Genomic DNA, 26,078 nt, shown 5'->3' on the forward strand with positions numbered 1-26,078 from the left:
ACGAATCGTGACTTGCGGGCGGCGGCTGGCCGCGCGGCGCGTGCCGGCCATGCCGGCGGCGGGGGACGGCGCGGCTCAATCGTGCCGGATGCCGTCCGCCCGTCTCCATTTGCCCGGCGCCTGTCCCAGGCTCTGGCGGAATGCCTTGCCGAAACTGGCTTCGGAGCGGTAACCCACGGCCTGCGCGATGTCGCCTAGGCTGCGCCGGGTATGGCGCAGCAGCTCGCAGGCGTGCATCAGGCGGATGCTTTGCAGCAGTTCGGCCACGCCGATACCGGCAAGCCGCTGGAAATGCCGGGCGTAAGTGGCGCGGGACATGCCGACCAATGCCCCCAGGCTTTCGATCGTCCACGGCGCGCCGGGTGTGCGCATCATGGCCTGGATGGAGGGGCCAAGCCGGGCGTCGGTGGCCAGCGCCAGTACGCCCGCCGGTGTCCGCCCGTCCGTGCTCCAGGTGCGCAGCGCCAATGAGAACAGCGTCTGCCCGAGGGCGTCGATGACCGCCAGGCCGCCGGGGGATGGCCGCACCACCTCACTGCGCAGCAGGGCGACCAGGCCGTGCAGCGAATCGATATCGTGCAGGCATACCCGCAACACCGGCGGCAGCATTCGCACCAGCAGGCTGCCGGCGCCCTGGCGATAACTGAAATGGCCGCACAGCAGATCGACGTCGTCGGCCGACGGCGTCGAGGTGTCGCATTTCAATGGCGGGCCGCTGGCGGGTCGGGGTTGCCACGCCGGCACCGTGGGCGGGCGTCCGGCCGGGGGCCTGTCGCGCAGGGTATGCGGGTCGCCCCGGGGCAGCAGCACGAAATCCCCGGCTCGCAGGTCCAGCACGGTGCCCGTGTCCGTTTGCATCCGGCATTGTCCGGCCAGCAGCAGGTGAAACATCGCTTCTCCCGGCGGCGGGGCCTCGTTGACCAGCGTGAACGACCCAGCCAACAGGCAGCGTTCATCCACGCGGACTCGGGGGCGGGCAAGGGAAAGCAAGTGGCTGAGGGCATCCATGACAAAGCCCGGTTGGAACGGAATGGCGGGAGACGATACGCGTGGTGATTGTTGCGTTGGGATAACGGAGCGTCACGACCCGCGCCGTTGCCGGTAATCGTAACCGTCATGTTTCCCCGCGCCATGGGCGCCGCGCGGAATGAGACGACAGCGCCGGACATTGAGACGTTGCATACCCATGCGCAAGGTATCGATGGCGCATGATTCCGGCCTGTGAAAAACGGAGCCGACGCATCGAAAGGCTCCGTCGATTCGATTTCAATCAAACGACGATCATGGAGAAATGCACGTGCTCGACTGGAAGGCATACCAAAAACAGTTGATGGCCCGAGTCGGCGAAATCGGCAAGCTCTCGCCCGATACGGTGGGCGGCTACCAGATGCTTTCGAGTGCCGGCCACAAGACCGGGCATCTCGATGCCGGGACGCGCGAATTGATCGCGCTGGCCGTCGCCGTCACCACGCGCTGCGATGGCTGTATCGCGGTACATGCCGATGCGGCGAGGAAACTCGGCGTCAGCCGCGAGGAAATCGCCGAGGCGCTCGGGGTGGCCGTGGCGCTCAACGCCGGGGCGGCGATGAGTTATTCCGCGCGCGTGATGGATGCGCTCGACAGCCATCGATGAACTTTTGAAGAGGGAAGGGGCCGCCCTGGCGAACGCATTGCGCCGCCGGGGCGACATGCCCTGGCGACGCCGACATGGGCGTCGCCATGTCGTGGGCAATGCAATCAGACCAGACAAGAGAGAGGGAAATGCATCATGAATTTCGGTAACGAGTGGATCACGCGGATCGCGGGCTGGGAGCGCTGGGGCGTGCATCTGTGCCGTATTTCCATCGCGGTCGTGTTTTTATGGATCGGCTGGCTCAAGTTCATCCCCTACGAGGCCGACAGCATCGTGCCTTTCGTGGCCAACAGCCCGTTCATGTCATGGCTGTACAACGATCCGTCCAACTATCTGCAATACATGAATCACGAAGGGGTGCTCAACGAGACCCACCGCGCCTGGCACCAAATGAACAACACCTACGGCTATTCCAATGGGCTGGGCGTGGTCGAGATCATGTTCGCCCTGATGCTGCTTGGCCATTACTGGTCGCCCAAGGTGGGGTTCGTGGGCGCGCTGCTGTGCTTCCTCACGCCGTTCGTGACTTACAGCTTTCTGATCTTCACCCCTGAAACCTGGGTGCGAGGGGCCGATGCGCATACCGGGTTCCCATACCTCTCGGGCGCGGGGCGGCTGGTCCTGAAGGACTGCATGATGCTGGCCGCGGGCTTCGTGGCGATGGTGGACTCCGCCAAGGCCATCGTGGCGGGGCGGCAGCGCAAGGCGGCGCAGGCATCGGGCTGACGCCCGCGCCAAGGCCGGGGTGGGCCGTTGCATCGGGTGCCCCCTGGCCTGGCCCAGCCGGAAATCCACCGGCGCCGGTGGCGGGAATCCAGCGGGGCGGCGGTTCAGCGCCCCGCTTCGTGCCGGTACTTCAAGGCGCGGCCTATCGAGATGGCCAGGGTGAGCGCGGTCAGCGGGATCACGATGACGTTCATCGCCAGCGTGAAATCGTCGAGCGCGGCGTGGTGGGTGGCATCGAGCAGCAGGTAGGCGGTATAGGCGGCGTAGTAGCCGAGGAAGACCGCGCCTTCCCAGCGCGCGATGCGGTGGCCGGTGAAGAAGATCGGCAGGCAAGCCACCGCCACCGCCGCCATCACCCACATGTCGAAATGCAGCACGGCGGGGCTGACCGGCACCCCGTCATGGGCGACGAGCGCGGTCAGGCCCAGTACCAGCAGCAGGTTGAAGAGGTTGCTGCCGATGAGGTTGCCGGCGGCCAGATCGCGCTGGCCGCGCAGCGCCGACAGCACCGAGGTGGCGATTTCCGGCAGCGAGGTGCCGATCGCCACCACGGTCAGGCCGATCACCAGATCGGACAGGCCGAGCGTATGCGCCACCCGGGTCGCGGCATCGACCAGCCAGCGCGCGCCCAGCACCAGCAGGGCAAGGCCGGCGATCATCATCGCCAGTTGCCCGGCCGTGTGCGTTGGCGCGGCCGCTCGCCGCGGTTCGGGCTGGTGGGTCTCTTCCGGCTTGCGCCGGGCCAGGTGGACGAGGAAGCCGACGTAGGCCGCCGCGCCCGCCACCAGCACGCCGCCCTCCCAACGCGCGATGCGGCCATCGCCGGCCATCCACAGGCAAAGGAACGAGACGGCGACCAGGATCGGCACGTCCAGCCAGACCAACTGGCGGTCGACGAACAGCGGGGCGACGAGCGCGACCAAGCCAAGGATCAACAGCACGTTGGCGATGTTGCTGCCGACGATATTGCCCATCGCCAGGTCGGGCGCGCCCTCGAGCGCGGCGCCGAGGCCGATGGCCAGTTCCGGCGCGCTGGTGCCGATCGAGACCACCGTCAGCCCGACCACCAGCGGGGTCAGGCCCAGCGCCAGCGCCAGCCGCGAAGCGCCGCGCACCAGCAGTTCGGCGCCGCCCAGCAGGGCGACCAGTCCGCCGAGGAACAGCAGGATCGGGGTCATGGCGGCGAATCGGGCCAAAAAAGAAGGCGCATCCTCGCGGATGCGCCTTCAACGGCATGTGGATGAAGCGATGGCTCAGTGGCGGAAATGGCGCACGCCGGTGAACACCATGGCGATGCCGTGCTCGTCGGCGGCGGCGATCACCTCCGCGTCGCGCATCGAGCCGCCGGGCTGGATCACCGCGCGGATGCCGGCCTCGGCGGCGGCATCGATACCATCGCGGAAGGGGAAGAAGGCGTCGCTCGCCATCGCCGAGCCCGGCACCGGGAGGTTTGCTTCCCCGGCTTTCAGCGCGGCGATCCTGGCGCTGACCACGCGCGACATCTGCCCGGCGCCGATGCCGATGGTGCGTTGATCCCTGGCATAGACGATGGCGTTGGATTTGACGAACTTGGCCACCCGCCAGGCGAACAGCAGATCGTCGAACTGCCGTTCGGTGGGGGCGAGCTTCGTCACCACCTTCAACGCCTCGCGCGTCACTTCGTGCTCGTCGGCGCTTTGCATCAAGAGGCCGGAGCCGATGCGCTTGAGGTCGACGAAGCCCGGCGCGCGCGGCGCCAGCGGAATGCGCAGCACGCGCACGTTGGCTTTCTTCTTCGCGTAGTCGAGCGCGGCGTTCTCGTAATCCGGCGCGATCAGCACCTCGACGAACTGGCGGTCGAGAATCGTCTTCATCGTCGCCGCGTCCAGCCGGGTGTTGAAGGCGATGATGCCGCCGAAGGCGCTGGTCGGGTCGGTGGCGTAGGCCAGTTCGTAGGCATCGCCGCAGGCCGCGCCCTGGGCCACGCCGCAGGGGTTGGCGTGCTTGACGATCACGCAGGCCGGCAGTTCGAACTGCCGCGCGCATTCCCAGGCGGCGTCGGCGTCGGCCAGGTTGTTGAAGCTGAGCGCCTTGCCCTGCAACTGGCTGAAGGTCGCCAGGGAGCCGGGGGCCGGATGCGGGTCGCGGTAGAGCGCGGCCTGCTGGTGCGGGTTTTCGCCGTAGCGCAGGTCCATCACCTTGACGAAATTGCCGTTGGACTGCGCCGGGAACCGCGCGGGTTCGCCCTCGCCGAGCGAGGAGAGCAGGTCGCTGATGCGGGCGTCGTACTGGGCCACGCGGTTGAAGGCGGCGACCGAAAGCCGCCAGCGGGTCTGTCCGGAGAGCGCGCCGTCGTTGGCCCGCATTTCCCCGGCGATTGCTTCGTATTGCGCGGGATCGGTGGCGACGGCGACGCGGGCGAAATTCTTGGCCGCCGAGCGCAACATCGCCGGGCCGCCAATGTCGATGTTCTCGATCAGCGCCTCGAAGCTGACGCCGGGCTGGCGCGAGACTTCCTCGAACGGATAGAGGTTGAGCACCAGGAGGTCGATCGGCGCGATGCCGTGTTCGGCCATCACCTCGTCGTCGGTGCCGGCGCGGCCGAGCAGCCCCCCGTGCACCTTGGGGTGCAGCGTCTTGACCCGGCCATCCATCATTTCAGGAAAGCCGGTGAGTTCGCTCACGTCCCGCACGGCGAGACCGGCCTCGCGGATCGCCCGGGCGGTGCCGCCGGTCGAGATCAGTTCCACGTCCTGCTCGGCCAGCGCCCGCGCCAGTGCGATCAGGCCGGTCTTGTCGGAAACGGAAAGGAGCGCGCGGCGGATACGGCGCGATTCGCCGGTGACGGGGGTGAGCGGCATGGGCGTGGTTCCACGGGAGGAACCGCGAATTATAGAACCCGGTGGCGGCCGGCTCAGGCGCCGGAGATGCCGTATTCGCGCAGTTTTTTACGCAAGGTGGCGCGATGGATGCCCAGTAGATCCGCCGCGCGGCTCTGGTTGCCTTCGCAGTGGTTCAGCACTTCCACGAAGAGGGGAATTTCGACCTCGCGCAACACGACCTGGTGCAGATCGTTGGCGTCGCAGCCATCGAGATCGCCCAGATAGCGGCGGATCGAGGCGGCGACGTGCTCGCGCAGCGGGGTGTGGGGGGCGATGGGGCGATGCTGCACGGCCTGAGGATGTCCCTTGGAACGGTGCCGCCCGGTGTCGGGCGGGCGCGCAGTCTAGCGCGCTTGCGGTCATGCTTCAGTGAATGCGTCGGTGGTTTCAGTCCGGGTCGAAGCCGAACTGGAACGCCACCGCCGGGCGCGCCGGTTCATGCACGGCCAGTTGCAAGCTGGCGGTCTGGCCCGCGCCGATCAATGGCGGGGGGGCGTCGGCAAGATATTCGTCCGGGGTGAAGGCGCGCCGCGCCAGCGGCTGGCCGTTGGCATCGGAGAGGGTGAGCACCAGGCGCGGCCAGGCCTGCGGCCATGGGGCCTCGTTGCGGAAGCCGGCCCGCACGCGCAATACACCCGGCTGTTGCGGGTCGGCGCGGACATCGTGCGCGAGCATGCGGAAAGCGCCGGCATCGCGCCAGACCGGCAGCCGGCAGCCAAGCAGGGCGCAGGCGCGCTCGGCCAGCGGGCGGGTGCGGGCATCGGCGGCCAGTTGCCCGCGCCCGGCCACCAGCAACATTCCCAGCAGGCTGGTCAGCAGGATGCCGCAGGCCAGCCACAGGGCCGGCGATGCCGTTGGCCGCGCGCTGGCCGTGCCGGCGGCGAAGCTGGGGGTGTCGGTGTCGGTGGCGGTGGCGCGCGGTTCGCTCATGGACGCATCCTAGACGTGCCGACGGCCGCTGATGCGCACCCAGTCGTCCATGCGCTCGACGGCGAGGCCCTCGAACCACGGCGCGTAGCGCAACAGCAGCTCGTCCTCCTGCCCGGCGAGGATGCCGGACATCGCCAGCACGCCGCCCGGGGCGACTTGGGGGGCCAGGGTCTCGGCCAGTTCGTCGAGCGCGGCGGCGAGGATGTTGGCGACCACCACCGGATATCGGCGCGCCGGCGCCTCCCCGGGCAGGTACACCTCGATTTGCCCGGCCAGGCCATTGCGCTCGGCATTGTCGCGGCTGGCGAGGATCGCCTGGGGGTCGTTGTCGATACCGACCGCGCCGGCCGCGCCCAGCTTCAATGCGGCCAGCGCCAGGATGCCGCTGCCGCAGCCGAAGTCCAGCACGTCGGCATCGCGCAGGCGGCCCTCGGCGGCCAGTGCGTCGAGCCATTCGAGGCAGAGTGCGGTGGTGGGATGGGTGCCGGAGCCGAAGGCGAGGCCAGGATCGAGACGGACGATGGCGGCATCCTCCGCGCGCGCCTCGTCGGGCAGCGGGTGATCCCACGGTACGATCCAGGCGCGTTTTCCAAAGCGCATTGGCTGGAAGCGGTCGAGCCAGGCGCGCGCCCAATCGCGGTCTTCGACGATCTCCATCGTCGCGGCGGAGAAATCCAGCCCCGGATGCGCTTCGCCAAGCGATGCGACGAGCGCCTCGCCATCGACATCGCCCTCGAACAGCGCGGTCAGCGTCATCTGCCGCCACAGCGGCGTCTCGCCGACGCCCGGCTCGAAGATCGCCCGCTCGTCCGGGGTCTCGGCATCGGCGTCCTGAAGCGTCACCGAGAGCGCGCCGGCGGCTTCCAGCGCGGCTTCGTAATCCGGGTGCGCCGCCCGCGAGGCCGGCAGGGTGAGTTGCAGCCAGCTCATGTCATGGCTCCGTCTGTGCGGTGATGGTGGATGTTTCCGTGTCCAGCTGGGCGATGAGCGATTTCAACTCGACCTAATGCAGCCTGTCGATATGTTCGAACGATTCGGGTGAAATCGACTGGCCCATCGGGTTCGGTATGAAGTCGATGCCTTCGCGGCGGGCCAGCTTGGCGGCGGGGACGAAATCGGCATCGCCGGCAATCGGCACGATCTGGTTGACCAGCCGCTCGTAGGCCAGGTGCGGCGATGTCCAGCCCAATCTTCATGTCCACGGCCTTCTGCTTGACGCCCAGTTGAAAATGCGTGTCCTCCAGTGCCGACCAGGTCAGTTCCTTTCGGCGCGGTTTACGCAACGCATCGGGTTTGAGTTCCCAGTCGGTGTGCGAGAAAAGCTGCCCGAGCCGCAATGCGAGTTTGCGTTGCTGGCGCAGGGCGCCGTGCAGGGATTGGCGGAACAGGGCTTCCCGGGATTTGGCCGGATCGATGCGCCTTCTGCTGATTGGCAGGTGCATTTTCTTCAGCACGGGCGGGCAGTCGTAGAAAAAGACACGGTAAAGCGGCGGTTGGCGCGTTCGAGGCGCTCAAGCGCCATCGCGAACACGGTGCGCGTGCCGGCGGTGTCGTCGCTGTGGTCGCGGTCGGGAAAGCCGCGGCGAAAGCACTTGAGGAAATACGCGCCATCGTTCAGCACGGCGGTTTGCATCGCGGCCCCTTGGTAAGTCCCTCGAAAAGCGACGCCCCCGGGATCGGCTTCCGATGCATGTCCGCGTAAACGGATCGAAAGCGTACTGCCGAGGGCGGGATGGCGTAAGCCTAGGACATGGGCCGGGAAAGCTCAAGCGCCCCGGCCGGCGCATCAGGAGAGCTTCAGCGAACGCTCGCGGTTCTCGGCCAGGCGTTTTTCCAGGTAGTGGATGTTCTGCCCGCCGGCGGCGAAGCCGGCATCGGCCAGGATTCGCTGCTGCAACGGGATGTTGGTCTTGATGCCGTCCACCACCATTTCCGAGAGCGCCACGCGCATGCGCGCGATGGCCTGGGCGCGGTCGGCGCCGTGGACGATCAGCTTGCCGATCATCGAGTCGTAATTTGGCGGCACGCGGTAGCCGGCGTAGACGTGCGAATCCACGCGCACGCCGGGGCCGCCGGCGGCGTGGAAATGACTGACCAGCCCGGGCGAGGGCAGGAAGCTGTCGGGGTCCTCGGCATTGATCCGGCACTCGATGGCGTGGCCGTGGAGGCGGACCTCCTCCTGCCGGATCGACAGCTTGCGGCCGGCGGCGATCAGAAGCTGCTCGCGCACCAGATCGATGCCGGTGACCATTTCCGTCACCGGGTGTTCCACCTGGATGCGGGTGTTCATCTCGATGAAGTAGAAACGGCCGTTCTCGAACAGGAACTCGAACGTGCCCGCGCCGCGGTAGCCGATGCGGATGCAGGCTTCGACGCAGACCTTGCCGATCTCCGCGCGCAACTCGGGGCTGATCCCGGGCGCGGGTGCTTCTTCCACCACCTTCTGGTGGCGGCGCTGCATCGAGCAGTCGCGCTCGCCGAGGTGGATCGCGTGGCCCTGGCCGTCGGCCAGCACCTGAATCTCGACGTGGCGCGGGTTCTCCAGGAATTTCTCCATGTAGACCATGTCGTTGCCGAACGCCGCCTTGGCCTCGGTCTTGGTGGTGGCGATGGCGTTCAGCAGCGCCGCTTCGGCATGTACCACGCGCATGCCGCGCCCGCCGCCGCCGCCGGCGGCCTTGACGATCACCGGGTAGCCGATCTCGCGGGCGATGCGGATGTTCTCCTCGCCGTCCTCGCCCAGCGGGCCGCCGCTGCCGGGCACGCAGGGCACGCCGGCGGCCTTCATCGCCCGGATCGCCTCCACCTTGTCGCCCATCAGGCGGATGGTGTCGGCTTTCGGGCCGATGAAGACGAAACCGGATTGCTCGACGCGCTCGGCGAAGTCGGCGTTCTCGCTCAGAAAGCCGTAGCCGGGGTGAATGGCCTGGGCATCGGTCACTTCCGCCGCGGCGATGATCGCCGGCATGTTGAGATAGCTCTCGGGCGAGGGCGCGGGGCCGATACAGACCGACTCGTCGGCCATCGCCACATGCTTGAGGTGGCGGTCGGCGGTGGAGTGCACCGCCACCGTGCGGATGCCCAGCGCCTGGCAGGCGCGGACGATGCGGAGCGCGATTTCGCCGCGGTTGGCGATGACTACTTTATCGAGCATGGGCATGGATCAGAGACCGGGGTCGGAGGCCGGGGGCCGGAGAAAGGCGGAATGCGCGGGCGTGGGGCGGGAGGCCGCGGCATGGGAAGCTTTTCCGGCCGGTGGCGCCCGATTTCCCCCTCCGTGCTTATCCAATGACGAACAGCGGCTGGTCGAATTCGATCGGCTGGCCGTTCTCGCACAGGATCGCCTGCACGGTGCCGGCGACCTCGGCCTCGATCGGGTTGAACATCTTCATCGCCTCGATGATGCCCAGCGTGTCGCCGGCCTTGACCGCCTGGCCGACGGTGACGAACGGCGGCTTGTCCGGCGCCGGGCTGGCGTAGAAGGTGCCGACCATTGGCGAGCGCACCGCGTGGCCGGGCGGCAGTTCCGGGCCGGGCTTGGGCGCGCCGCCGGTGGCGGCCTCGACCGGCGAATTCATCGGCATCGGCGCGGCGGCGGCCGGCGTGGGGACCAGCGCCGGCGCCGGCGCGGCGTAGAACGTGCCGCCGCGCGAGAGCCTGACCGACTCCTCGCCTTCCTTGATCTCGATTTCGTTGAGGTTGGATTCTTCCAGCAGGTCGATCAGCTTCTTGATCTTGCGCAGATCCATGGTGGGCCTCGGGCTAAAAGTGGAAACGGGGCCGGGCGGCGTCAGCCGGCCTCGGCGGAAACATGGGCGATGGCGGTTTCGAGTGCGTGACGGTAGCCATCGGCGCCGAAGCCGCAGATGACGGCGCGCGCCAGATCGCTGAAATAGCCATGGCGGCGGAACGGCTCGCGCGCGTGCGGGTTGGACAGGTGTACCTCGATGAACGGGATCGCCACCGCCGCCAGAGCGTCGCGCAGCGCGACCGAGGTATGGGTGAAAGCGGCCGGGTTGATGACGATGAAGCGGGTGCCGTCGCCGCGCGCGGCCTGTACCCGTTCGATTAGTGCGTGCTCGGCGTTGGATTGCAGGATGTCGATGCCGATGCCGGCCGCCTCGGCGCGCTCGCGCAGGCCGGCGTCGATCTGGGCAAGGGTCGTGCGGCCATACACTTCCGGCTCGCGGCTGCCGAGCAGGTTGAGGTTGGGGCCATGCAGCACCAGCAGTTGCGCCATCGGGACGGAGCCATCGGTCAAGAGTGTGGCGGCAGTGTGCGACAAAGCGACGATGCTGTCCAGATCGCCGATGATGGGCGAAATTTCAATCGATTGTTTGAAATTTGGGCGGGCGCGTCGGGGCCGTCCGGGGCGGGGGATGCGTTTTCGCCCCCGGGCCGGGGGCCGTCGTGTCCGCCCGGGCTTTTCGCGCGAAATGAATGCGGGCGCGCATGTACCCGAATCGGCCCTTTCGACACACATATCCTTAGTGTGTTGAGCCCATTCTGGAGGGTCGCGATGGCCGACGTGAGTAAATGGATATGCCGGCGGGGTGGAGGCGGGCGCCAGACCGCGGGCGGCAGTTGGCGCGCGCAAGGACGCCGGCGATGAAGTCACCGGGAAAGTCCCCCTCGCCCCGGGCGCACGATTTCGCGCTGGCCGCCCTGCGCGACCACGACGCCGAGCTGCGCCGCTACCTGCGCCGGCGGGTGAACAACGCGCAGGATCTTGGCGATCTGGTGCAGGAGGTCTACCTCAGGCTGCTGCGTATCAATCAGGAAGGCGAACTGGTGCGCAACCCGCTGGCCTACATCCGGGGCGTCGCCGCCCACGTCGCCAGCGAGTTCGGCATGCGCGAGCGGCGGCGGCGCGTCGATTTTGATTCCGATGCCGCCGAGCGGCTTGCCGACGCCCCCGTGCGGGGCGTCACGGAAGAGGCCGGGAGCTTCTTCCAGCATCAGCTCAGGCAGGCGCTGGCCGAGCTCCCCCCGAACCGGCTGGCGGTGCTGCTGCTGGAGCGCCGCGATGGGCTTTCGCATGCGCAGATCGCCGAGAAACTCGGCCTGAGCGTGCATACCGTGAAGAAATACAGTGTCCAGGCACTGGCGCATGTCCGCGCCAGCCTGGAGCCATGAGCTAGGGATGGATACGGACGTGAAGATTTATCGTGCATCGCAGCGGGAGGAGCGCGAGCGTATCGCGCGCCAGGCCGCCGAATGGCTGTATGTCATGAAGGGCGACCCGGGCGACGAGGATCGCGAGGCGTTCGGCGCCTGGATCGTCGCTTCCCAGGTACACCTGAGGGAGTTCCTGATCGCCGACATGCTTGAGCGGGAGTTGAGCGTGGGCGGGCTGGATGGTTTCGACGTGGACGCGGTGGTGGCCGCCGCGCGCGCGCGTGACGGGGGCAACGTCGTGAGGCTGGATGTCGCGCCGATCGCGCCGCGGCCCGTGGCGGCGCATCCGCGCTCGCCGTGGTGGCGGCGCCTCGGGCCGCGGCGCTTGGCCGCGGCGGCGGCGGCGTTCGTGCTGGTCGGCCTGCTGGTCTGGCGTGGCGGCCCGGTCGAGCGCCCGGTGGCGGTCGAATATTCGACATCGATCGGCCAGAAGAGGACGCTCGCGCTTTCCGACGGCTCGCGGATCGTCCTGAGCCCGCGTTCGGGCATCGAAGTGGCATTTTCCGGCGAGGCGCGTGATATCAGGCTTCGCTACGGTGAGGCGGATTTCGAAGTGGCCCGCGATGCCGCCCGGCCCTTCCGCGTGCATGCGGGCGAGAGCCTCATCCAGGCGATCGGCACCCGTTTCAGCGTCAACCGCCTACCGTCCGGGACGCGGGTGAGCGTATCGCACGGCGTGGTGAAAGTGAGCAAGCAGCAGACGTTGCCGCTCGGCGCCGAGCGCTGGCTGGCCGCACTCGGCGAGCGTCGCGCGCCGAAGGATTCGCTGCGCGCGCCGGTTCGTCTTTCCAGCGGGGAAGCGGTCCGGATTTCGGGGGATGGCCGCACCCTGGCGCGCGCCGACGCCGCGACCGAAGAGGTCGTCTCCGAAGCCCCGGCCACGAACGCCCGCCGGCTGGTCTTCCGCGATGCCTCGCTGGCGGACATCGCTGAGGAGTTCAACCGCTACAACCGGCAACAGATCGAGGTGGAGGGCGAATCGGCGGCCCGGCAGCGCTACAGCGGCGTGTTCGACGCGACCGATCCCGAGTCCTTCCTGCAATTCGTGGCCTGCTGCTCCTCGTTGAAGGTGACTGAAGCGGGCGGACACACGCTGATTCAGGAACGTGACTGAAGGCCGGGCGGGCCTCCGGCCGGCGCGTGGAAAAAATATTTCAGCGAAAAGTACTCTTTTCTCCTCCCCGGTTGCACTGATGTTACGGGCGGACGAAAAGTTCCGGCTCGAGTCATGGTATTCACCAACTGCGGATATTGACGAAATGACTTTCGAGAATACGAGTGCATCGCGTGCGGGGCTGGGACTGAAACGTGCATTGTTGCCAGCGTTGTTGTCGATGCTGCTGGCATCGCCGGCCTTTGCCCAGGGGGTGCCCGGCGCCTCGTCCGCCCAGGCCGACGCGGCAAAGCGCAAGACCCCTGTGGCTATCGATATCGCGGCGCAGCCGATGGAGGCTGCGCTCGAAGCCTACGCCGCCCAGACCGGCATGCAGGTGGTCTATGCGCGCGCCGGCATGGCCCAGGGGATTCGCTCGCCGCGCGTCCAGGGCACTTATCGGGCGGAAGAGGCGCTGGTGCAACTGCTCGCCCCTGCGGGCTTGCGTTTCGCGTTCGTCAACGACAACACGGTGATGGTGCAGTCGCTGGCCCAGGCGGCCCCGTCGCCGGCCGGGGCGGTCGTGCCGGAAAGCGGGGAAGTCGCCACCGGCGCTTCGGGGCAGGGCGCGCTCGACACCATCGTCGTCACCGGCACGCGCCTCAAGGGCATCGATTCCGCATCCCCGGTGCTGATCATCGACGCCGAGGAAATCCAGCGCCGCGGCTTTTCCTCGATCGAGGACGTGATGCGCAGCCTGCCCCAGCAGGTGCCATCGCGCTCGTCGGGCAGCGCGGTCATCAAGGAAGCGGAATTCGGCGAAAGCTTCCTGGCCAATACCCCGGTCGGCCATTCGTCGGTCAACCTGCGCGGCCTGGGTAGCCGTTCCACGCTGGTGCTGGTCAACGGCCGCCGCCGCGCGGGCTCGGCGCAGACCTCGGGTGCGTATACCGATATCTCCTCGATTCCGATTTCCCAGATCGAACGCATCGAAGTGTTGACCGATGGCGCCAGCGCCATATACGGCGCGGACGCGGTGGCCGGCGTGATCAATATCGTCCTGAAAAAGGGATACGACCATGCCATGGTGGAGCTGCGGCACGAAAACTCCAATACCGGCGGCGACGTCAGCCGGATCAGCCTGGCGCATGGCTTTGGCTGGGAAAACGGGCAATTGAGCATGAGCCTGGAGCGCCAGCGCAGCAAACCGACCGATTTCTACCGGCGCATACGCAGCGGATGGCAGGGTAGGGGCGATTTCACCGCCGAGGGCGGAGGCAACCTGCGCCGGCAGGGCGTGGGTCTGCCCGGCGCGGTGTTCGAGGTCGATGGCCCGGCCTCGTCGTCCAAGGCGGGGGCTTTCCTCGGCCTGGTGCCGGGCGGGCAGAACGGCACGGCGCTGCTGCCGGGCCAGCTCGTCCAACCCGCGCCGGGCGCGCCGCTGCCTTCGGTCTTTCCATTTCTGAACCGCGGGCCCGAGATCGAGCGCAAGTCGCTGCGCGTGGACGGATACCAGGAGATTTCGTCGAACCTGCGTCTGAGCTGGGATTTCAGCAAGAGCCGGCAGGAAAACACCGAGGTCTGGGAACCGACGCTGCTCGACTTCCAGTTTCTCAGGGGCTTCAACCATTACACCTTGGTGCCCGTCACCAATCCCTACAATCGCTTCGGTCGTCCGGTGTTCGTCGGATACTCGTTCGAACGCGAGCTCAAGGGGATGCGCTTCAGCCAGCAGCAATGGCAGGACAATACCGATTACAGCGTGGGGCTGGACGGCAAACTACCGTTCTGGCCGCGCTGGAATTTCGAGCTGAGCTACGGCAAGGGGCGCGAATACGGCAACAACGTGAAGTTCGGCAATGGCGCCGACTCCTTCAACCCGCAGGACCTCGTGCGGGTCATGCCGGTGCTCGATGGGCTGAACGTGTTCGGCGATGGCAACGATGCCAGCATCGTGGCGGCAAACCGCTCGCTGCTCGAATCACTGATCGACCGGGATTATTTCCGGTTCAAGTCGCATGCCAGCTCGCTCGACGTGCTGCTGCACGGCGAGCTGTTCAAATTGCCGGGAGGCAAGGCGCAGCTCGCGCTCGGCGCGCAACGCCGCAACGAAGACTACTTCATGGAAACCAAGGTGTTCGCCGCTCCCGCGCCGGAGGTGTCCGGCAGCGATCGCGAGGTGACGGCCTATTTCGCCGAGCTTGGCTTGCCCCTCTTGAAGGACAAGCCCTGGGCGAAGGAACTGACCCTCACCCTGGCGGCGCGGCACGAAACGTTCAAGCAGAATGGCGATAGCGCCCTGGTCTACTACCCGTACGGGCGTTTCAGCGGCGAGGATCTGATCCTGCGCGGCGGCTTCGACATCCAGGCGCTGACCGGCGCCATTCCGGGCGAGCCGTATGTCTACGCGGCCGGTCCCAAGACGGCCGTACACCGTACTTATTCGAATACCAGCCCGCTGGTGCGCCTGGCGTGGAAACCCAACGATGCGCTGCGGCTGCGCGCCACCTGGGGCAAATCGTTTCTGGCGCCGCAGGCGGCTCAGCAGTTCGGAACGATGTTGGTCAGCGATCTGGGGGCGACGTTCTTTCCTCAATCCTACGGGGTTCAACTGCCGGCGGATGTGCGGGAGATCGTCGGCATCTACGGGACCAACCCGAACCTGAAGCCACAGATCGCCATGGTGCGGACCCTGGGTTTCGATTACACGCCGGGCTACCTGCCGGGACTGTCGCTGTCGGCGACCTACAACAGCACCAGCTTCGAGAATTACATCGGCAATGCGCTGTCGTCGGTCAGCATCGCGGAATTGTTCGCCGATCCGTCGCGTACCCCGTCCGGCATATTGAGGATGGGGGAAAACGGCGTGCTGCTGTGGGATACGCGCGATGTCAATTTCATGGAGCGCAAGTCGCGTAGCGTCGATATCAACGCCAGTTATGCCTTTGGTAACGCCTCCGGGGATTGGCGCGTGGATTTGAACGCGGTGCGCTCGCTGGAACTGTCGCAGCGCTCCCTGGAATGGCTGCCGAAAATCGAGCTTTCCAATAGCGAATACGGTGCGAGTAAATGGGCGGGAAATCTGGCGCTGGGCTGGGAGCGCGCCGGCCTGTTCGCATCGGCGGCGGCGCGCTATTCGGGGCCGCATCGGGTGCTGCGTCCGCTGGCGGGCAGGCCGGGGACAAACTACAACCCTGCGGCGCGTCGTGAGGCCGGCTCCTATACCACCTTCGACATGGCGCTCGGTTATCGCACGCAGCAACAGAATGGCTGGGCGAAGGGTTTCACCGTGCAACTGGGCGTGCAGAACCTGTTCGACCGCGAATATCCGTTCGTCGACAACACGTATGGGTTTCTTGCGAACAGGGTGAATCTGCGCGGCCGCGTGGTTTTCCTGAATGCTAGAAAGGAATTCTGATCCGACGCTTCCCGATGCTTCCCGTCGCGCCGCTCGAATGGCGCGACGGCGGGCGTCGCGCGGGATTTTTCAACGATATTCACCATGGGTACGTGCCATGCGCAATTTACTGCGTCAAGCTGCTTTCATTTTCGCCGGTGCCGTGCTGTTGAGCGCCCTGGCTGGCTGCGAGAAACCGGCGGCCACCTCCGCGCCGCCGCGGAATGAATCGGCGCGCGCGGGGGCGGGCGAGGCGCCCGCCGACAATTTCGAGATTCACGGCGAGCGGATGCGGGGGGTGCCCGATGGCGCGACCATCGTATTGCTGATTCCCCCCTACGGGCCGGGCCAGGAAGAGCGCCGCATCGAGGCGCAGGTCAAGGACGGCGCCTTCGTCCTCTCGGGCCGTATCGATCAGCCGGCGCCGGGGATGCTCTATATCCAGTGGCCGGACGAGAAACGTTACGAAAGCGCGCCGATGATCGTCGAGCACGCCGGCTACCAGGTCGAATTTCTCGATGACTTGGTGCTGGTGACGAAAGGCGGCGAGTACAACGACAGGATATTCGCCTACCGGCAGTTCCCCGAATACCTGTCGGAGCGGCAGCGCTACAAGCGCGAAATGGCGAAGTTTTCGAAACTCGACATGATGGACGAAGCCGCGGTCAAGCGGGCGCGAAAGGAAATGGAAGTGATCAGGGCCGACAATCGTGCCGACCAGATCAGACGCGATTACCTGTGGTCCTTGATCGATGAGGCATCGCTGCCGGCGCTGCTCAAACTGCTCGCCATGAGCGATTTCGACAGCAGGCAAGAGTTGACGGAGGAAAAGGAATCCGAACTGCTCGACCTCTACCAGAAAACCCTCGGCCCCCACCCGCTGATCCTGCAACGGCGCGCGGCGATGGCCGAGAGCGCGGCGAATGAGAAAACCCGCGAGGAATCGGCGGTTGGCGCGCGCTACAAGGACATCGTCGCGCGGGACGCGGACGGGAAAGCCCACCGGCTTTCCGACGTGCTGGCGGCCAACGAACTGGTGCTGCTCGATTTCTGGGCGTCCTGGTGTTCGCCCTGTCGTGGTGAATTCCCGCACTTGGCCAAGGTTTACCGCGAGTTCAACGGGCGAGGCTTCGAGATTTTCGCCGTCTCGCTCGACGCGGGCGAAAAGGAATGGCGCAAGGCGCTTGAGGAGGAAATGCGCAAGGGTAACGTTCCCTGGGTCAATCTGCGCGACGAGGGCGCGATGGAATCGACATCCGCAAAGGCCTACGGCGTGACGCAACTGCCGAACAACGTCCTCATCGCCAGTGACGGTACGATCCTTGCCAGAAACCTCAGGGAGTTCGCCATCGAGCGCGAAATCCGGGCGCGGATGCAACCGGCCGGGAAAGCGCGATGACCGGCATCGGGAAACCCAGCGCCGCGATCAGGCGCGCCTTGTGGCGCTCGCTACTGTGGCTTGCGGCGCTGCTTACGCTGTCGCTTCCGGCCCACGCGCAGGTGCGGGCGTCGCTGGTGGCCGCCGATGGATCGGCGCGAGCGGGCCAGCCTTTCGTCGTCGCGCTCAAACTTGAGCATGCTCCGCGCTGGCACACGTTCTGGCGGAACGCGGGCACCGGCCTGCCCACCCGGATCGAATGGTCGTTGCCCGCTGGCTGGCGCGCGGGCGGGATCGAATGGCCGACGCCTACGCTCATCCGCGACAAGCAGGGCATGGTGTCCGGGCACGGCTATGCGGACACCACCTACCTGGCCGTCTCGCTGATGCCGCCGAAGGACCTCGGGCCGGGCGAGGTCGTCACGCTCGGCGCGCGCGCCGACTGGCTGATGTGCGATGTCGAATGCATACCGGGCAAGCAGCTCTTGTCGCTCATGGTGCCCGTATCGGACGAACCGCCAGCACCGAATATGGAAGTGCGCGAGGCGCTCAAACGACGTTCGATGCCCGCCGACGCGACGGGCTGGACGCTGGCCGCCAGCCGCGACTCCGCCAGAGTGACGTTGCACGCGGCCGCGCCGGGCGGCGAAATGAAGGATCTGCATTTCTTCCCGCTGGATGACTTCATTGCCTACAAGCAGCCACAGACCAGCGCCAGCCGCGCCAACCGCGCATTGCTGAAGATCGCCGTCGATCCCGAAGAAACGCCGCCCGCGCAGGCGCGTCTACGCGGCGTGCTGGCGTATACCGACGTGGCAGGGGCGTATCGCGGCGTGCAGGTCGACGTGCCGTTTCAGGCGCCCGCCGCCGCGACCCGGGCCGCCGGCACCGGCGCGCTGGCGGCCGGTGGCGGGGAAAATGCCGGCCCGGCCGGGCTTACCGCCACGCTGCTGGTGTTCGCGCTGCTTGGCGGACTGATCCTCAACCTGATGCCGTGCGTGTTCCCGGTGCTGGGGCTGAAGGTCGTCGGGTTCGTCGAACAGGCCGGGCGCGCGCGCCGCAAGGTGATGCTGCATGCACTTTCGTTCACCACCGGCGTGCTGCTTTCGTTCTGGGCGCTGGCCGGCGTGCTGGCGGTGCTGCGCGCCAGCGGGCGGGAGCTGGGCTGGGGTTTCCAGTTGCAGTCGGCGCCGTTCGTCTTCTCGCTGGCGGTGCTGCTGCTGGTGTTCGCGCTCAATCTCGGCGGCCTGCTCGAAATCGGTGTGCGCGCCACGTCGGTCGGTTCGCGCCTGCAACTCAAGCAGGGCGTGGCCGGCTCGTTCTTCTCCGGCGTGCTCGCCACCGTCGTGGCGACGCCTTGCAGCGCGCCGTTCCTGGCGCCCGCGCTGGGCGCGGCCTTGACGCTGCCGGTGGCCCAGTCGTTCGTGCTGTTCACCTTGATCGCGCTCGGCCTGTCGCTGCCTTATCTGCTGCTGTCGGCGTTTCCGCAGTTGGTGGCGTTGCTGCCGCGGCCCGGCAGATGGATGGAAAGTTTCAAGCAGGCGATGGCCTTCCCGCTCTATGCGACCGCTGGATACCTTCTGTGGGTGCTGGCCGGGCAGCTCGAAGAACCGGCGCTGCTCAACGCGATACTGGCGTTGGTGCTGGTGGCGCTGGCCGCGTGGATCTATGGCCGGTTCGGTTTCGCCGGCCGTCGCGGCGGCCTGGCGGTGGCGCTGGCCGCGGCCACCTTCGCCGGCGCGCTGTGGCTGGGGTGGCCGCGCGCGGCGAAACCCGAAGCGGTGGCATGGGAGCCGTGGAGCGTCGAGCGGGTGGCCGAGTTGCAGGCCGAAGGCCGCGGCATCTACGTGGATTTCACCGCGCGCTGGTGCGCGACCTGCCAGGTCAACAAGAAAGTCGTGTTCGCATCCCGGGACGTGACCGATTACTTCCGCCGGCACGACATCGTCGCGCTCAAGGCCGACTGGACCAACAACGATCCCGCGATCACCGCTGAGCTTGCGAAGTGGAACCGGAGCGCGGTGCCGTTCAACCTGGTTTACCGCCCCGGTGACGTGCGGCCGCTGCCGTTACCCGAGCTGCTTACCCCCGCCATTGTGCTCGATGCCTTCGAGCAGGGCGACGCATCGCCATGACCCGTCGCCGACCCATTGCGCGCCCGGACGGCGCACTTGACGAGAGAACGTTCCAATGAAGCGATTGCATACCCTTTTCCTGTGCGCGATCTTCGTATCGTCCGCCTGTTGTGCGACGGCGGCCGAACCCGTCGGCGTGGAGGGCTACACCCACGTCAAATCGATGGGCGGCATCGACGAATATCGCCTGGACGCGAACGGCCTCACCGTGCTCGTGATGCCCAACCCCGCCGTGCCCGTGGTCAGTTTCCAGGTGACTTACCTGGTGGGCTCGCGCAACGAAGTGACCGGCAGCACCGGCAGCACCCATCTGCTCGAACACCTGATGTTCAAGGGCAGCAAGCATTTCAACGACGCCAAGGGCAACGGCGGCAATGCCTACCTCGAGCGGGCCGGGGCGAACTTCAACGCCACGACCTACCTCGACCGCACCAACTACTACGCCACGCTCGGGCTCGATGCGCTGGAGGACTACATCGCCATCGAGGCGGACCGCATGCGCAACCTGCTGCTCGACGAAAAGATGCTCAAGGACGAGATGACGGTGGTGCGCAACGAATTCGAACGGGACGAAAACGAACCGGCGCGCGCCCTCGGCAAGCAGATCTACGCCACGGTGTTCCAGGCGCATCCGTATCACCATTCGACCATCGGCTGGCGCAGCGACATCGAGAACGTACCGATGTCCAAATTGCGGGAGTTCTACGACACCTTCTACTGGCCGAACAACGCGACCATCACGTTGGTCGGCAACATCGATACGCGGCGGGCGCTGCAATGGGTGAAGAAATACTACGGCGCGATCCCGCGCTCGCCCGCGCCGATTCCCCAGGTCTACACGACCGAGCCGAAGCAGGAAGGGCCGCGTCGCACCGAGTTGCGGCGGGCCGGCGCCAGCGGTGTGGTGGAAATCGCCTATCGCGGCGTTTCCGCGCGCGACCCCGACGCGGCGGCGCTCAGCGTGCTGGGACTGGTGCTGAGTCAGGACAAGACCAGCCGCCTGTATCGCGCGCTCGTCGATCGCTCGCTGGCGGTGGACGTATCGGCCGGGCCGGCGCTTTTCCACGATCCCGGCATTTTCGACATCACCGTGGCGATGACGCCGGATGCCAGGCACGCGGAAGTCGAACGCATCCTGCTGGAGGAGATCGCGCGGGTGCGCCGAGAGGGCGTCACCGCTGATGAAATCCGCGCCGTCCTGGGGCCATACCGCGCCAGCCTGGCCTACCAGCGCGATGGCACCGGGGCAGCCGTGATGGGGCTGAACGAAGCCATCGCCCAGGGCGACTGGAGCCTGTTCGTGACCTTTCCCGAAGCGCTGGAGAAGGTCACGCCCGCCGACGTGCGACGCGTTGCCGCCCGATATCTCGTTGAAGACCAAAGCACCACCGGATGGTTCGTGCCCGAGGAGAAAAGCCGATGAACCTCTTTCGTAGTTCCCCCCTCGCCCGTGGTCTTTTCGCGGCCGCCCTGCTGGTCGCGGCCTGCGCCGCGCAAGCCGCTGGCATGGCCGAAAGAGTGCAGCGGACATCGGTGGCAGGCATCGACGTCATCGTCTACCCGATGCCCGTGAAGGACGTCGTTTCCGTGGTCGGCACGATGCCCCTCGGCGATGCGCAGGCGGCGGCCAAGGCGGCGAATCCCGCCGTGCCCATGCTCACCGCCATGCTGCTGGAAGCGGGCACACGCAAGCGCGATAAGGAAACGATCTCCAGCCTGCTGACTGCCCGCGGCGCCAGCGTGAACTGGCAACCCCAGGCGCGCTATCTGGGTTTCAGCGCGCGCGCGCTCAGGAAAGACCTCGATGTGGTGGTCGGTGTCGTTGCCGAAGAACTGCGCGAACCGGCGTTCTCGCCCGAGGAGTTCGCCCGGGCCCGGGCGCGGATGCAGGCGGCCGAAAAGGAAAAGCGGGAAAGCACCGGCGCGCGCGCGTTCGATGCGCTGTCGTCGGCCGTCTTTTCGCCCGACCACCCGAACGCGCCAGTGGCGAGCGAGCGCATGCTGCAAGCGCTCGCCAGCGCCACGGTCGATGAGGTCAAGGCGTTCCATCGCGCCAACTACGGCGGCCGGCACATGTCGATCGTGTTCGCTGGCGACATCGATTTGAAATCGGCCTCGGCCATGGTCGAGCGCGCGTTCGCGGGCTGGGGCGGTGGCCACGATTTCGTCCGCACGAGCGCCTCGGCCAAGACCCCCTCCGTGTACGACATTCCGATCGCGATGGCCGACAAGGCCAGTGCCACGACCGTCCTGGGCCAGGCCACCGGCCTCAGCCAGGCCGACCCGGACTATCTGCCACTGGCGATGGGAATCAATGTGCTCGGCACCGGCATCACCGGGCGCTTGATGAGCGCGGTGCGGGTGAAGGAAGGCTTGACCTACGGAATCGACGCCGGCCACTACGGCGACGACCTGGCGGACGGGCTGTTCGCCATCGATGCGACGTTCGCCCCGGCGTTGCTCGACCGGGGCGTTTCCAGCACCCGCCGCGAACTCGAACGCTGGTGGAAGGACGGCATCACCGCCGAGGAGCTTTCCGCCCGTAAATCCAGCATGGTCGGCGGCTATCAGAACAGCCTGGCGACCACCCGTGGCATGGCCTTCATGCTGGCGCAGACGATCCGCCGGGGGCAGCCGCTGGACTGGATGGATGCGTACCCGGAACGGATTCGCGCCCTCACGCTGGCGCAGGTCAACGCCGCCATCCGCAAACACATCGACCCGAAGAAGATGGTGCTGGTGAAGGCGGGCACGCTCGCCGATCCCAAGCATTGAAGCGTCGCGGCGGCACGCTGGACGGCCGGGGGTTCGAATGCCTCCCCGTGGCCTGTACCGGCGTGACCGACGCCGCGCGCCGCCAAGGCGGCAAGATCGGTTTGCCGCCACCGCGCCCGTGAGCGCGGCGGGCGAACAGGCCGCATATCCGCGTCACGCCCCGGCAAGGCGCGGCGCTTTTCCCGTCACCGATACGGGAAATAAAAGGGAACCGGGGTTTTTTAGCGCGCGAGGGACGCCCCCGCCAGAGGGAGCGCCGGGTCCCATGTGTGGATGTGCGAATTGGACTATCTTCCCTGTTCCACTTTTGACCCTGGGTTGAGGCGCATCCCCGCGGGAGCCGCCGGGTCAACCCTCGCGGGGCCATGGTCACTGATTCAGGCGTAAGGCCCCAGGAAGCGCTCGCCGTCGAAATGGGTCAGATGGTCTGGTTCGTCAGCAGCCCATGCTTCCGTTTCCCAGGCAATGTCCGCGAGGTATTTGCGCATGATCGCGCGGCTCGGGAAGGCGGAGACATAGACGAGGCCCGCGGTGCTGTTCGCGAACAGCCTGGCAAGCTCGCCGTGGCGCTTGGCATCCACCGGGCCGTGCGAAGATGCGGCCTCGGCCAGGATCAACCAGTTCCGGCCCACATCGTGGAGGACCACATCGGGCAGCTTGCCGTGATCGTCCACGACGACGCCCAGCGCGGCCAGGGCGTCGCGGTCGAAGTAGCCATGTTTGTCGCCCGTGTCGCCCACGTAAAGCAAGATGGCGCCGCGCACGAACCTGGGCGCGAACCGCTCGATGATGTCGCGGATGAGTTCGCTATGCGCGCCGGGCGACAGTGCTAACTGTCCACCAGGGATCGCAACCGGCACCTGGGCCAGGTCGCGGGCTTTGCCGTACTTCGCGGCAAGACCCGGCTGAACCTTCAAGAACGCGGTTAGGGCGGCGTTCCAGTCCTTGCTGCCGAACTGGCGTACCAAGGCCAGCGCCTCCGGTGAAATTTGATAGCAGTTGTCGGGACTGTTGACGGGCCTGGCCGGATCGTCCGGGTTGTACAGCACCAGGCCGGCCTCGATCATTGGGTGGAGCGAGAAGCGGCGCAGGGTTTCGCGCGAGTTCGGCGCGTAATCCTTGTCGTAGTGATCGCGCAACCATTGCATGATGTCTACCGTGCGCCAGCGGTCTGCCCCGTCCGCGTTCGCCCATGGCGCGTTGGGGCGCAGGTTCGACAACGCCAGCAGGATGTATGCGGTGCGGTCGTTCCGTTGCGCCCGCGGCATGTTGAGCAAGGCCAGAATGCACTTGGCTTGATCTATCCGCCGCCTCATCCCAATAACTCCCCCACGAGTCGATCGATCGCGTCCTGGTCCAGGTCGTACAGTTTCTTCGCCTTCTCGCCCAATGCTTCCAGCGTGGCGCGATCGGGGTAGCGCATGTTGCGCAGGTCGGTCGCATTGATCTGGGTATGGCCGGAGAAGCGGCGCAGGTGCTGGTCCAGCGCCGTCGAGTTGAGCCAGGCATACAGGCCCCACGCCAACGCCTCGGGTAGGCCCCGCTTGCTCGCGTGGAAGACGTTCATGTGGTTCTCGAAACCCACGCGAGAGCCGGGAAGCGCCTCGCCGGGCAGGAGGTAGGCCACCACCCGGCGGCGTTCTTCCTTGGCCGAGAAACGGCGGGTCAAAACGTAAGTGCCGGCCGGGAACAGCCAGCGTGCGGTGCGTTCATTGTCCGCGATGGCGTTGGCTTTCTTGCTTCCCTCGGCAGGCCATGCGAGGGAGGCCCCGGACAGGTGGTGCGGATAGATCAAGGGCGCGTCGCCGTGCGAGGGCATTTGACGTAGGTTCTCGCGCATACGGAAGTCCACTACCGGCCCTGTGGAAACGGCCACGCCCAAGTCGGTGAGGGACGATGCCACCCGTGGCGTGTCCAGCGGGTCGGCAGTGCCGTCGGGCACGTGGAGAAACAGCTCGCGGTCGCCCGGGCGGAAGATGGCCGAGTACGGCGTCGTCTCCCGGCTCAGGTCGGTGAAGCGCTCGTCGCTCGAGTGCGATACCTGGACCGGGCCTTCCTCGCCCCCGCGCTCAATGCGCAGGATGATGTTTTCCTGCAGCACCCCGTCATCGCGGAAGGCGCTGTCGCGGCTGCCGAAAAGATGAAGGTGGCGGATCGCGCCATGTGCGCGTATCCACTTCCGGAAGGGCTTGTAATAGGGGCCGTTGGCGAAGCTGCGCGGCATGATCGCCACCAACTGCCCGCCCGGACGCAGCAGCGCCAGCGCCAAACCCACGAATGCCGAATAGAGGTTCACCGTTTCCAGGCCGGCGCGGCTGGCGGCAGCCCTGGCTTCGGAGGTGGTGGCGATTTTCTTGTAGGGCGGGTTGAGGATGGCATGCGTGAACGGCGCCTCGCCCGCGGCGATTCGCTGTGCGGCGTGGCCCAGGAAGTCCCTGGCGTGAATGACGCTCCTGGCTGGGTAGCCGGCCAGGGTCGCGCTCAGGCGCCCACGAAGGCGGCTGTCGATCTCGTAAGCCTCCACCGTCGCCGTCGGGTCCCGCCAACGATCGAGGACGGCGCGGCTCAGCGCGCCCAGGCCCGCGCCCGCGTCCAGCAACCGGCGCGGGCCTGGCGCGTCTGGAAACAGGGACACCATGAAACCCGCGATACTGTCCGGGGTCATGAACTGTCCCAGCATGGCCTTGCGGTCACGCGGGATCGCTGCATGGATGTCGTTTCGGCGGCTTTCGGCAACCTGAAGCATATGGGTATGGGGTCCTGCGAACGGATACGGCGTCAAACCGACCGGGAGCCGAAGTGCCCCTCCTCCGGCAGTCGACGACACGTGGAGAGGCCGGACGCGTGTTCGACCATGCGCCTGAGCTCCCATTGGTGCATCGGGATCATCGTCATGCGTTGGAACTCGACGTGTGGCGATGGCTGTTCGTCATCCACTTCCACGGCTTCAATCACCGGGTCGTCCTTGCGCGCTTTGGCGTCGTAGAGCAGCTTCATCTCGAAGCTGTAGTCCCTGCCCATGCGGTTCATGTCCTTGGCCGGGTGGCTGACGGATTCAGTATAGGCATTGATGATGGGTCGATCGAAGTGAGCGAAGAGTTTCGTCGTGCCCATTGTGCACAACGGTGGAGAGGTTCTGGAGTACAGGTGCCGACTTGGCTGAGATGCTGGTCTGCCTTCTCGTGCAAGCCGTCCCAGTCGCGGCCGGGTCTCTTGATGCCGGGTCGGGTCGACAGAAGCGCTCTTTGAGCGCGCGAGTCTCCACCCAACCCGGGAAATCGGCGGAACCACTTCAGGACCCGCGCCATATCCTCGTACCTCGGATCATGCCGTCGTTTCGGTCGCGGGAGTTGCTCTTCCTTTAGCCTGAAACGTGGCGGATCGTCTTCCCGTCAAGGGCAACTTCACGGGCTGGCACGGCAAAGGTCTTGGTGAAGTTCATCTTGGCGAATGTGGGCCAGCAAACGGGAGGTGGCTCGACGCTCGCCATCGAGACAGAAGCCCTGGAATCCAGGACTCGCGCCAGACTCCGGATACCCCAATGAAAAAGCCCGCAAACGAGTTGCGGGCCGCGACCAATATCCTTGGGGGGATCGGGTCAGACGACCAAGTCCTTTTCGACATCGGCGGTCTTCAGGCGGGCCAGGGCCAGGTTGGCACGTTCTTTCAGCAGCACGGCGTACACGAACAGGCCCTCGCGGCTCTTGAGCGGGCGGATGATGTGGTACTGGCTGCCGAGGGTGATCAGGATGTCTTCGATGTTTTCCTTGAGATTCAGCGATTTCATCGTTTTCATCTTGGAGCGCACCACCTCGGTGTTGCCCGCGCCGGCCAGGTCGAGGTCGATGCCCGAGCCGGTCTTGCCGAGCACGAGGCCGCTGTTGTAATCGACCAGGGCGGCGGCGATGCAGCCATCGATGGTCATGATGTTGGCGAGAGAATCTTGGATGTTGGCCATTGGGAAACCTTTTG

General features: G+C 66.5%; 24 protein-coding genes. 9 read left to right on the plus strand and 15 right to left on the minus strand.

Features of this window, described 5'->3' with window-relative positions:
• Positions 1-75: 75 nt before the first annotated feature.
• Positions 76-1,008 (minus strand): AraC family transcriptional regulator, encoded by a 933-nt coding sequence (locus tag EBB59_RS07895; protein ID WP_122101603.1) that lies wholly within the window; start codon positions 1,006-1,008, stop codon positions 76-78.
• A 289-nt stretch (positions 1,009-1,297) separates the two neighbouring features.
• Here EBB59_RS07895 and EBB59_RS07900 point away from each other — a divergent pair, with 289 nt between their 5' ends.
• Positions 1,298-1,633: a carboxymuconolactone decarboxylase family protein gene (locus tag EBB59_RS07900; RefSeq protein WP_122101645.1), complete on the plus strand. Its 336-nt coding sequence runs from the start codon at positions 1,298-1,300 to the stop codon at positions 1,631-1,633.
• Positions 1,634-1,768: 135 nt separating this feature from the next.
• Positions 1,769-2,359 carry a reactive chlorine resistance membrane protein RclC gene (gene rclC, locus EBB59_RS07905; RefSeq protein WP_122101604.1) on the plus strand — a complete coding sequence of 197 codons (591 nt, stop codon included), beginning with the start codon at positions 1,769-1,771 and terminating at the stop codon, positions 2,357-2,359.
• Between the two features lie 104 nt (positions 2,360-2,463).
• On the opposite strand, the gene EBB59_RS07910 is transcribed toward rclC, so the two are convergent.
• The 10 genes from EBB59_RS07910 to aroQ form a co-directional block, all read right to left on the minus strand.
• Positions 2,464-3,537, minus strand: coding sequence for a calcium/sodium antiporter (locus EBB59_RS07910; protein ID WP_122101605.1), 1,074 nt, complete (start codon positions 3,535-3,537; stop codon positions 2,464-2,466).
• A gap of 75 nt (positions 3,538-3,612) precedes the next feature.
• On the minus strand, positions 3,613-5,199 hold the full coding sequence (gene purH / locus EBB59_RS07915; RefSeq protein WP_122101606.1) for a bifunctional phosphoribosylaminoimidazolecarboxamide formyltransferase/IMP cyclohydrolase: 1,587 nt from the start codon (positions 5,197-5,199) through the stop codon (positions 3,613-3,615).
• A 53-nt stretch (positions 5,200-5,252) separates the two neighbouring features.
• Positions 5,253-5,510: a DNA-binding transcriptional regulator Fis gene (gene fis / locus EBB59_RS07920; RefSeq protein ID WP_122101607.1), complete on the minus strand. Its 258-nt coding sequence runs from the start codon at positions 5,508-5,510 to the stop codon at positions 5,253-5,255.
• A 97-nt stretch (positions 5,511-5,607) separates the two neighbouring features.
• Positions 5,608-6,150, minus strand: a complete 543-nt coding sequence (locus EBB59_RS07925; RefSeq protein WP_122101608.1) for a DUF3426 domain-containing protein — start codon at positions 6,148-6,150, stop codon at positions 5,608-5,610.
• A 9-nt stretch (positions 6,151-6,159) separates the two neighbouring features.
• Entirely contained in the window at positions 6,160-7,080 is a 921-nt protein-coding gene (prmA, locus tag EBB59_RS07930) for a 50S ribosomal protein L11 methyltransferase (RefSeq protein WP_122101609.1), read from the minus strand.
• A 73-nt stretch (positions 7,081-7,153) separates the two neighbouring features.
• Entirely contained in the window at positions 7,154-7,339 is a 186-nt protein-coding gene (locus EBB59_RS14220) for a PIN domain-containing protein (RefSeq protein WP_245979175.1), read from the minus strand.
• A 258-nt stretch (positions 7,340-7,597) separates the two neighbouring features.
• Positions 7,598-7,783, minus strand: coding sequence for a hypothetical protein (locus EBB59_RS14225; RefSeq protein ID WP_245979177.1), 186 nt, complete (start codon positions 7,781-7,783; stop codon positions 7,598-7,600).
• 153 nt (positions 7,784-7,936) lie between these two features.
• The gene (gene accC / locus EBB59_RS07940) at positions 7,937-9,304 is read right to left on the minus strand and encodes an acetyl-CoA carboxylase biotin carboxylase subunit (RefSeq protein ID WP_122101610.1); all 1,368 of its coding nucleotides are present in this window, start codon (positions 9,302-9,304) and stop codon (positions 7,937-7,939) included.
• A 127-nt stretch (positions 9,305-9,431) separates the two neighbouring features.
• Positions 9,432-9,899, minus strand: a complete 468-nt coding sequence (gene accB, locus EBB59_RS07945) for an acetyl-CoA carboxylase biotin carboxyl carrier protein (RefSeq protein ID WP_122101611.1) — start codon at positions 9,897-9,899, stop codon at positions 9,432-9,434.
• A 41-nt stretch (positions 9,900-9,940) separates the two neighbouring features.
• Positions 9,941-10,390: a type II 3-dehydroquinate dehydratase gene (gene aroQ, locus EBB59_RS07950; protein ID WP_122101646.1), complete on the minus strand. Its 450-nt coding sequence runs from the start codon at positions 10,388-10,390 to the stop codon at positions 9,941-9,943.
• A gap of 368 nt (positions 10,391-10,758) precedes the next feature.
• On the opposite strand from aroQ, the gene EBB59_RS07955 reads away from it, so the two are divergent.
• The 7 genes from EBB59_RS07955 (at position 10,759) to EBB59_RS07985 (ending at position 22,106) form a co-directional block, all read left to right on the plus strand.
• Entirely contained in the window at positions 10,759-11,286 is a 528-nt protein-coding gene (locus EBB59_RS07955) for an RNA polymerase sigma factor (protein WP_158601746.1), read from the plus strand.
• 19 nt (positions 11,287-11,305) lie between these two features.
• Positions 11,306-12,442 (plus strand): FecR family protein, encoded by a 1,137-nt coding sequence (locus tag EBB59_RS07960; protein WP_158601747.1) that lies wholly within the window; start codon positions 11,306-11,308, stop codon positions 12,440-12,442.
• 145 nt (positions 12,443-12,587) lie between these two features.
• Positions 12,588-15,839, plus strand: a complete 3,252-nt coding sequence (locus tag EBB59_RS07965) for a TonB-dependent receptor (RefSeq protein ID WP_122101614.1) — start codon at positions 12,588-12,590, stop codon at positions 15,837-15,839.
• A 97-nt stretch (positions 15,840-15,936) separates the two neighbouring features.
• Positions 15,937-17,217 carry a TlpA disulfide reductase family protein gene (locus tag EBB59_RS07970; RefSeq protein WP_158601748.1) on the plus strand — a complete coding sequence of 427 codons (1,281 nt, stop codon included), beginning with the start codon at positions 15,937-15,939 and terminating at the stop codon, positions 17,215-17,217.
• On the plus strand, positions 17,214-19,331 hold the full coding sequence (locus EBB59_RS07975; RefSeq protein ID WP_122101616.1) for a protein-disulfide reductase DsbD family protein: 2,118 nt from the start codon (positions 17,214-17,216) through the stop codon (positions 19,329-19,331). Before EBB59_RS07970 ends, EBB59_RS07975 begins: the two co-directional genes overlap by 4 nt.
• Before the next feature lie 55 nt (positions 19,332-19,386).
• On the plus strand, positions 19,387-20,754 hold the full coding sequence (locus tag EBB59_RS07980; RefSeq protein WP_122101617.1) for a M16 family metallopeptidase: 1,368 nt from the start codon (positions 19,387-19,389) through the stop codon (positions 20,752-20,754).
• Entirely contained in the window at positions 20,751-22,106 is a 1,356-nt protein-coding gene (locus EBB59_RS07985) for a M16 family metallopeptidase (RefSeq protein WP_158601749.1), read from the plus strand. The genes EBB59_RS07980 and EBB59_RS07985 overlap by 4 nt, the downstream gene beginning before the upstream one ends.
• A gap of 377 nt (positions 22,107-22,483) precedes the next feature.
• Here EBB59_RS07985 and EBB59_RS07990 read toward each other — a convergent pair whose 3' ends face one another.
• The 4 genes from EBB59_RS07990 to EBB59_RS08005 form a co-directional block, all read right to left on the minus strand.
• Entirely contained in the window at positions 22,484-23,422 is a 939-nt protein-coding gene (locus EBB59_RS07990) for a BsuBI/PstI family type II restriction endonuclease (RefSeq protein ID WP_122101619.1), read from the minus strand.
• On the minus strand, positions 23,419-24,852 hold the full coding sequence (locus tag EBB59_RS07995; protein ID WP_122101620.1) for an Eco57I restriction-modification methylase domain-containing protein: 1,434 nt from the start codon (positions 24,850-24,852) through the stop codon (positions 23,419-23,421). The genes EBB59_RS07990 and EBB59_RS07995 overlap by 4 nt, the downstream gene beginning before the upstream one ends.
• Before the next feature lie 32 nt (positions 24,853-24,884).
• The gene (locus EBB59_RS08000; protein ID WP_122101621.1) at positions 24,885-25,220 is read right to left on the minus strand and encodes a hypothetical protein; all 336 of its coding nucleotides are present in this window, start codon (positions 25,218-25,220) and stop codon (positions 24,885-24,887) included.
• Positions 25,221-25,704: 484 nt separating this feature from the next.
• Positions 25,705-26,064 carry a hypothetical protein gene (locus EBB59_RS08005; RefSeq protein WP_122101622.1) on the minus strand — a complete coding sequence of 120 codons (360 nt, stop codon included), beginning with the start codon at positions 26,062-26,064 and terminating at the stop codon, positions 25,705-25,707.
• Between the last annotated feature and the right edge of the window lie 14 nt (positions 26,065-26,078).

It is taken from the genome of Solilutibacter pythonis (genome assembly GCF_003697345.1).
GTDB classification, from domain to species: domain Bacteria; phylum Pseudomonadota; class Gammaproteobacteria; order Xanthomonadales; family Xanthomonadaceae; genus Solilutibacter; species Solilutibacter pythonis.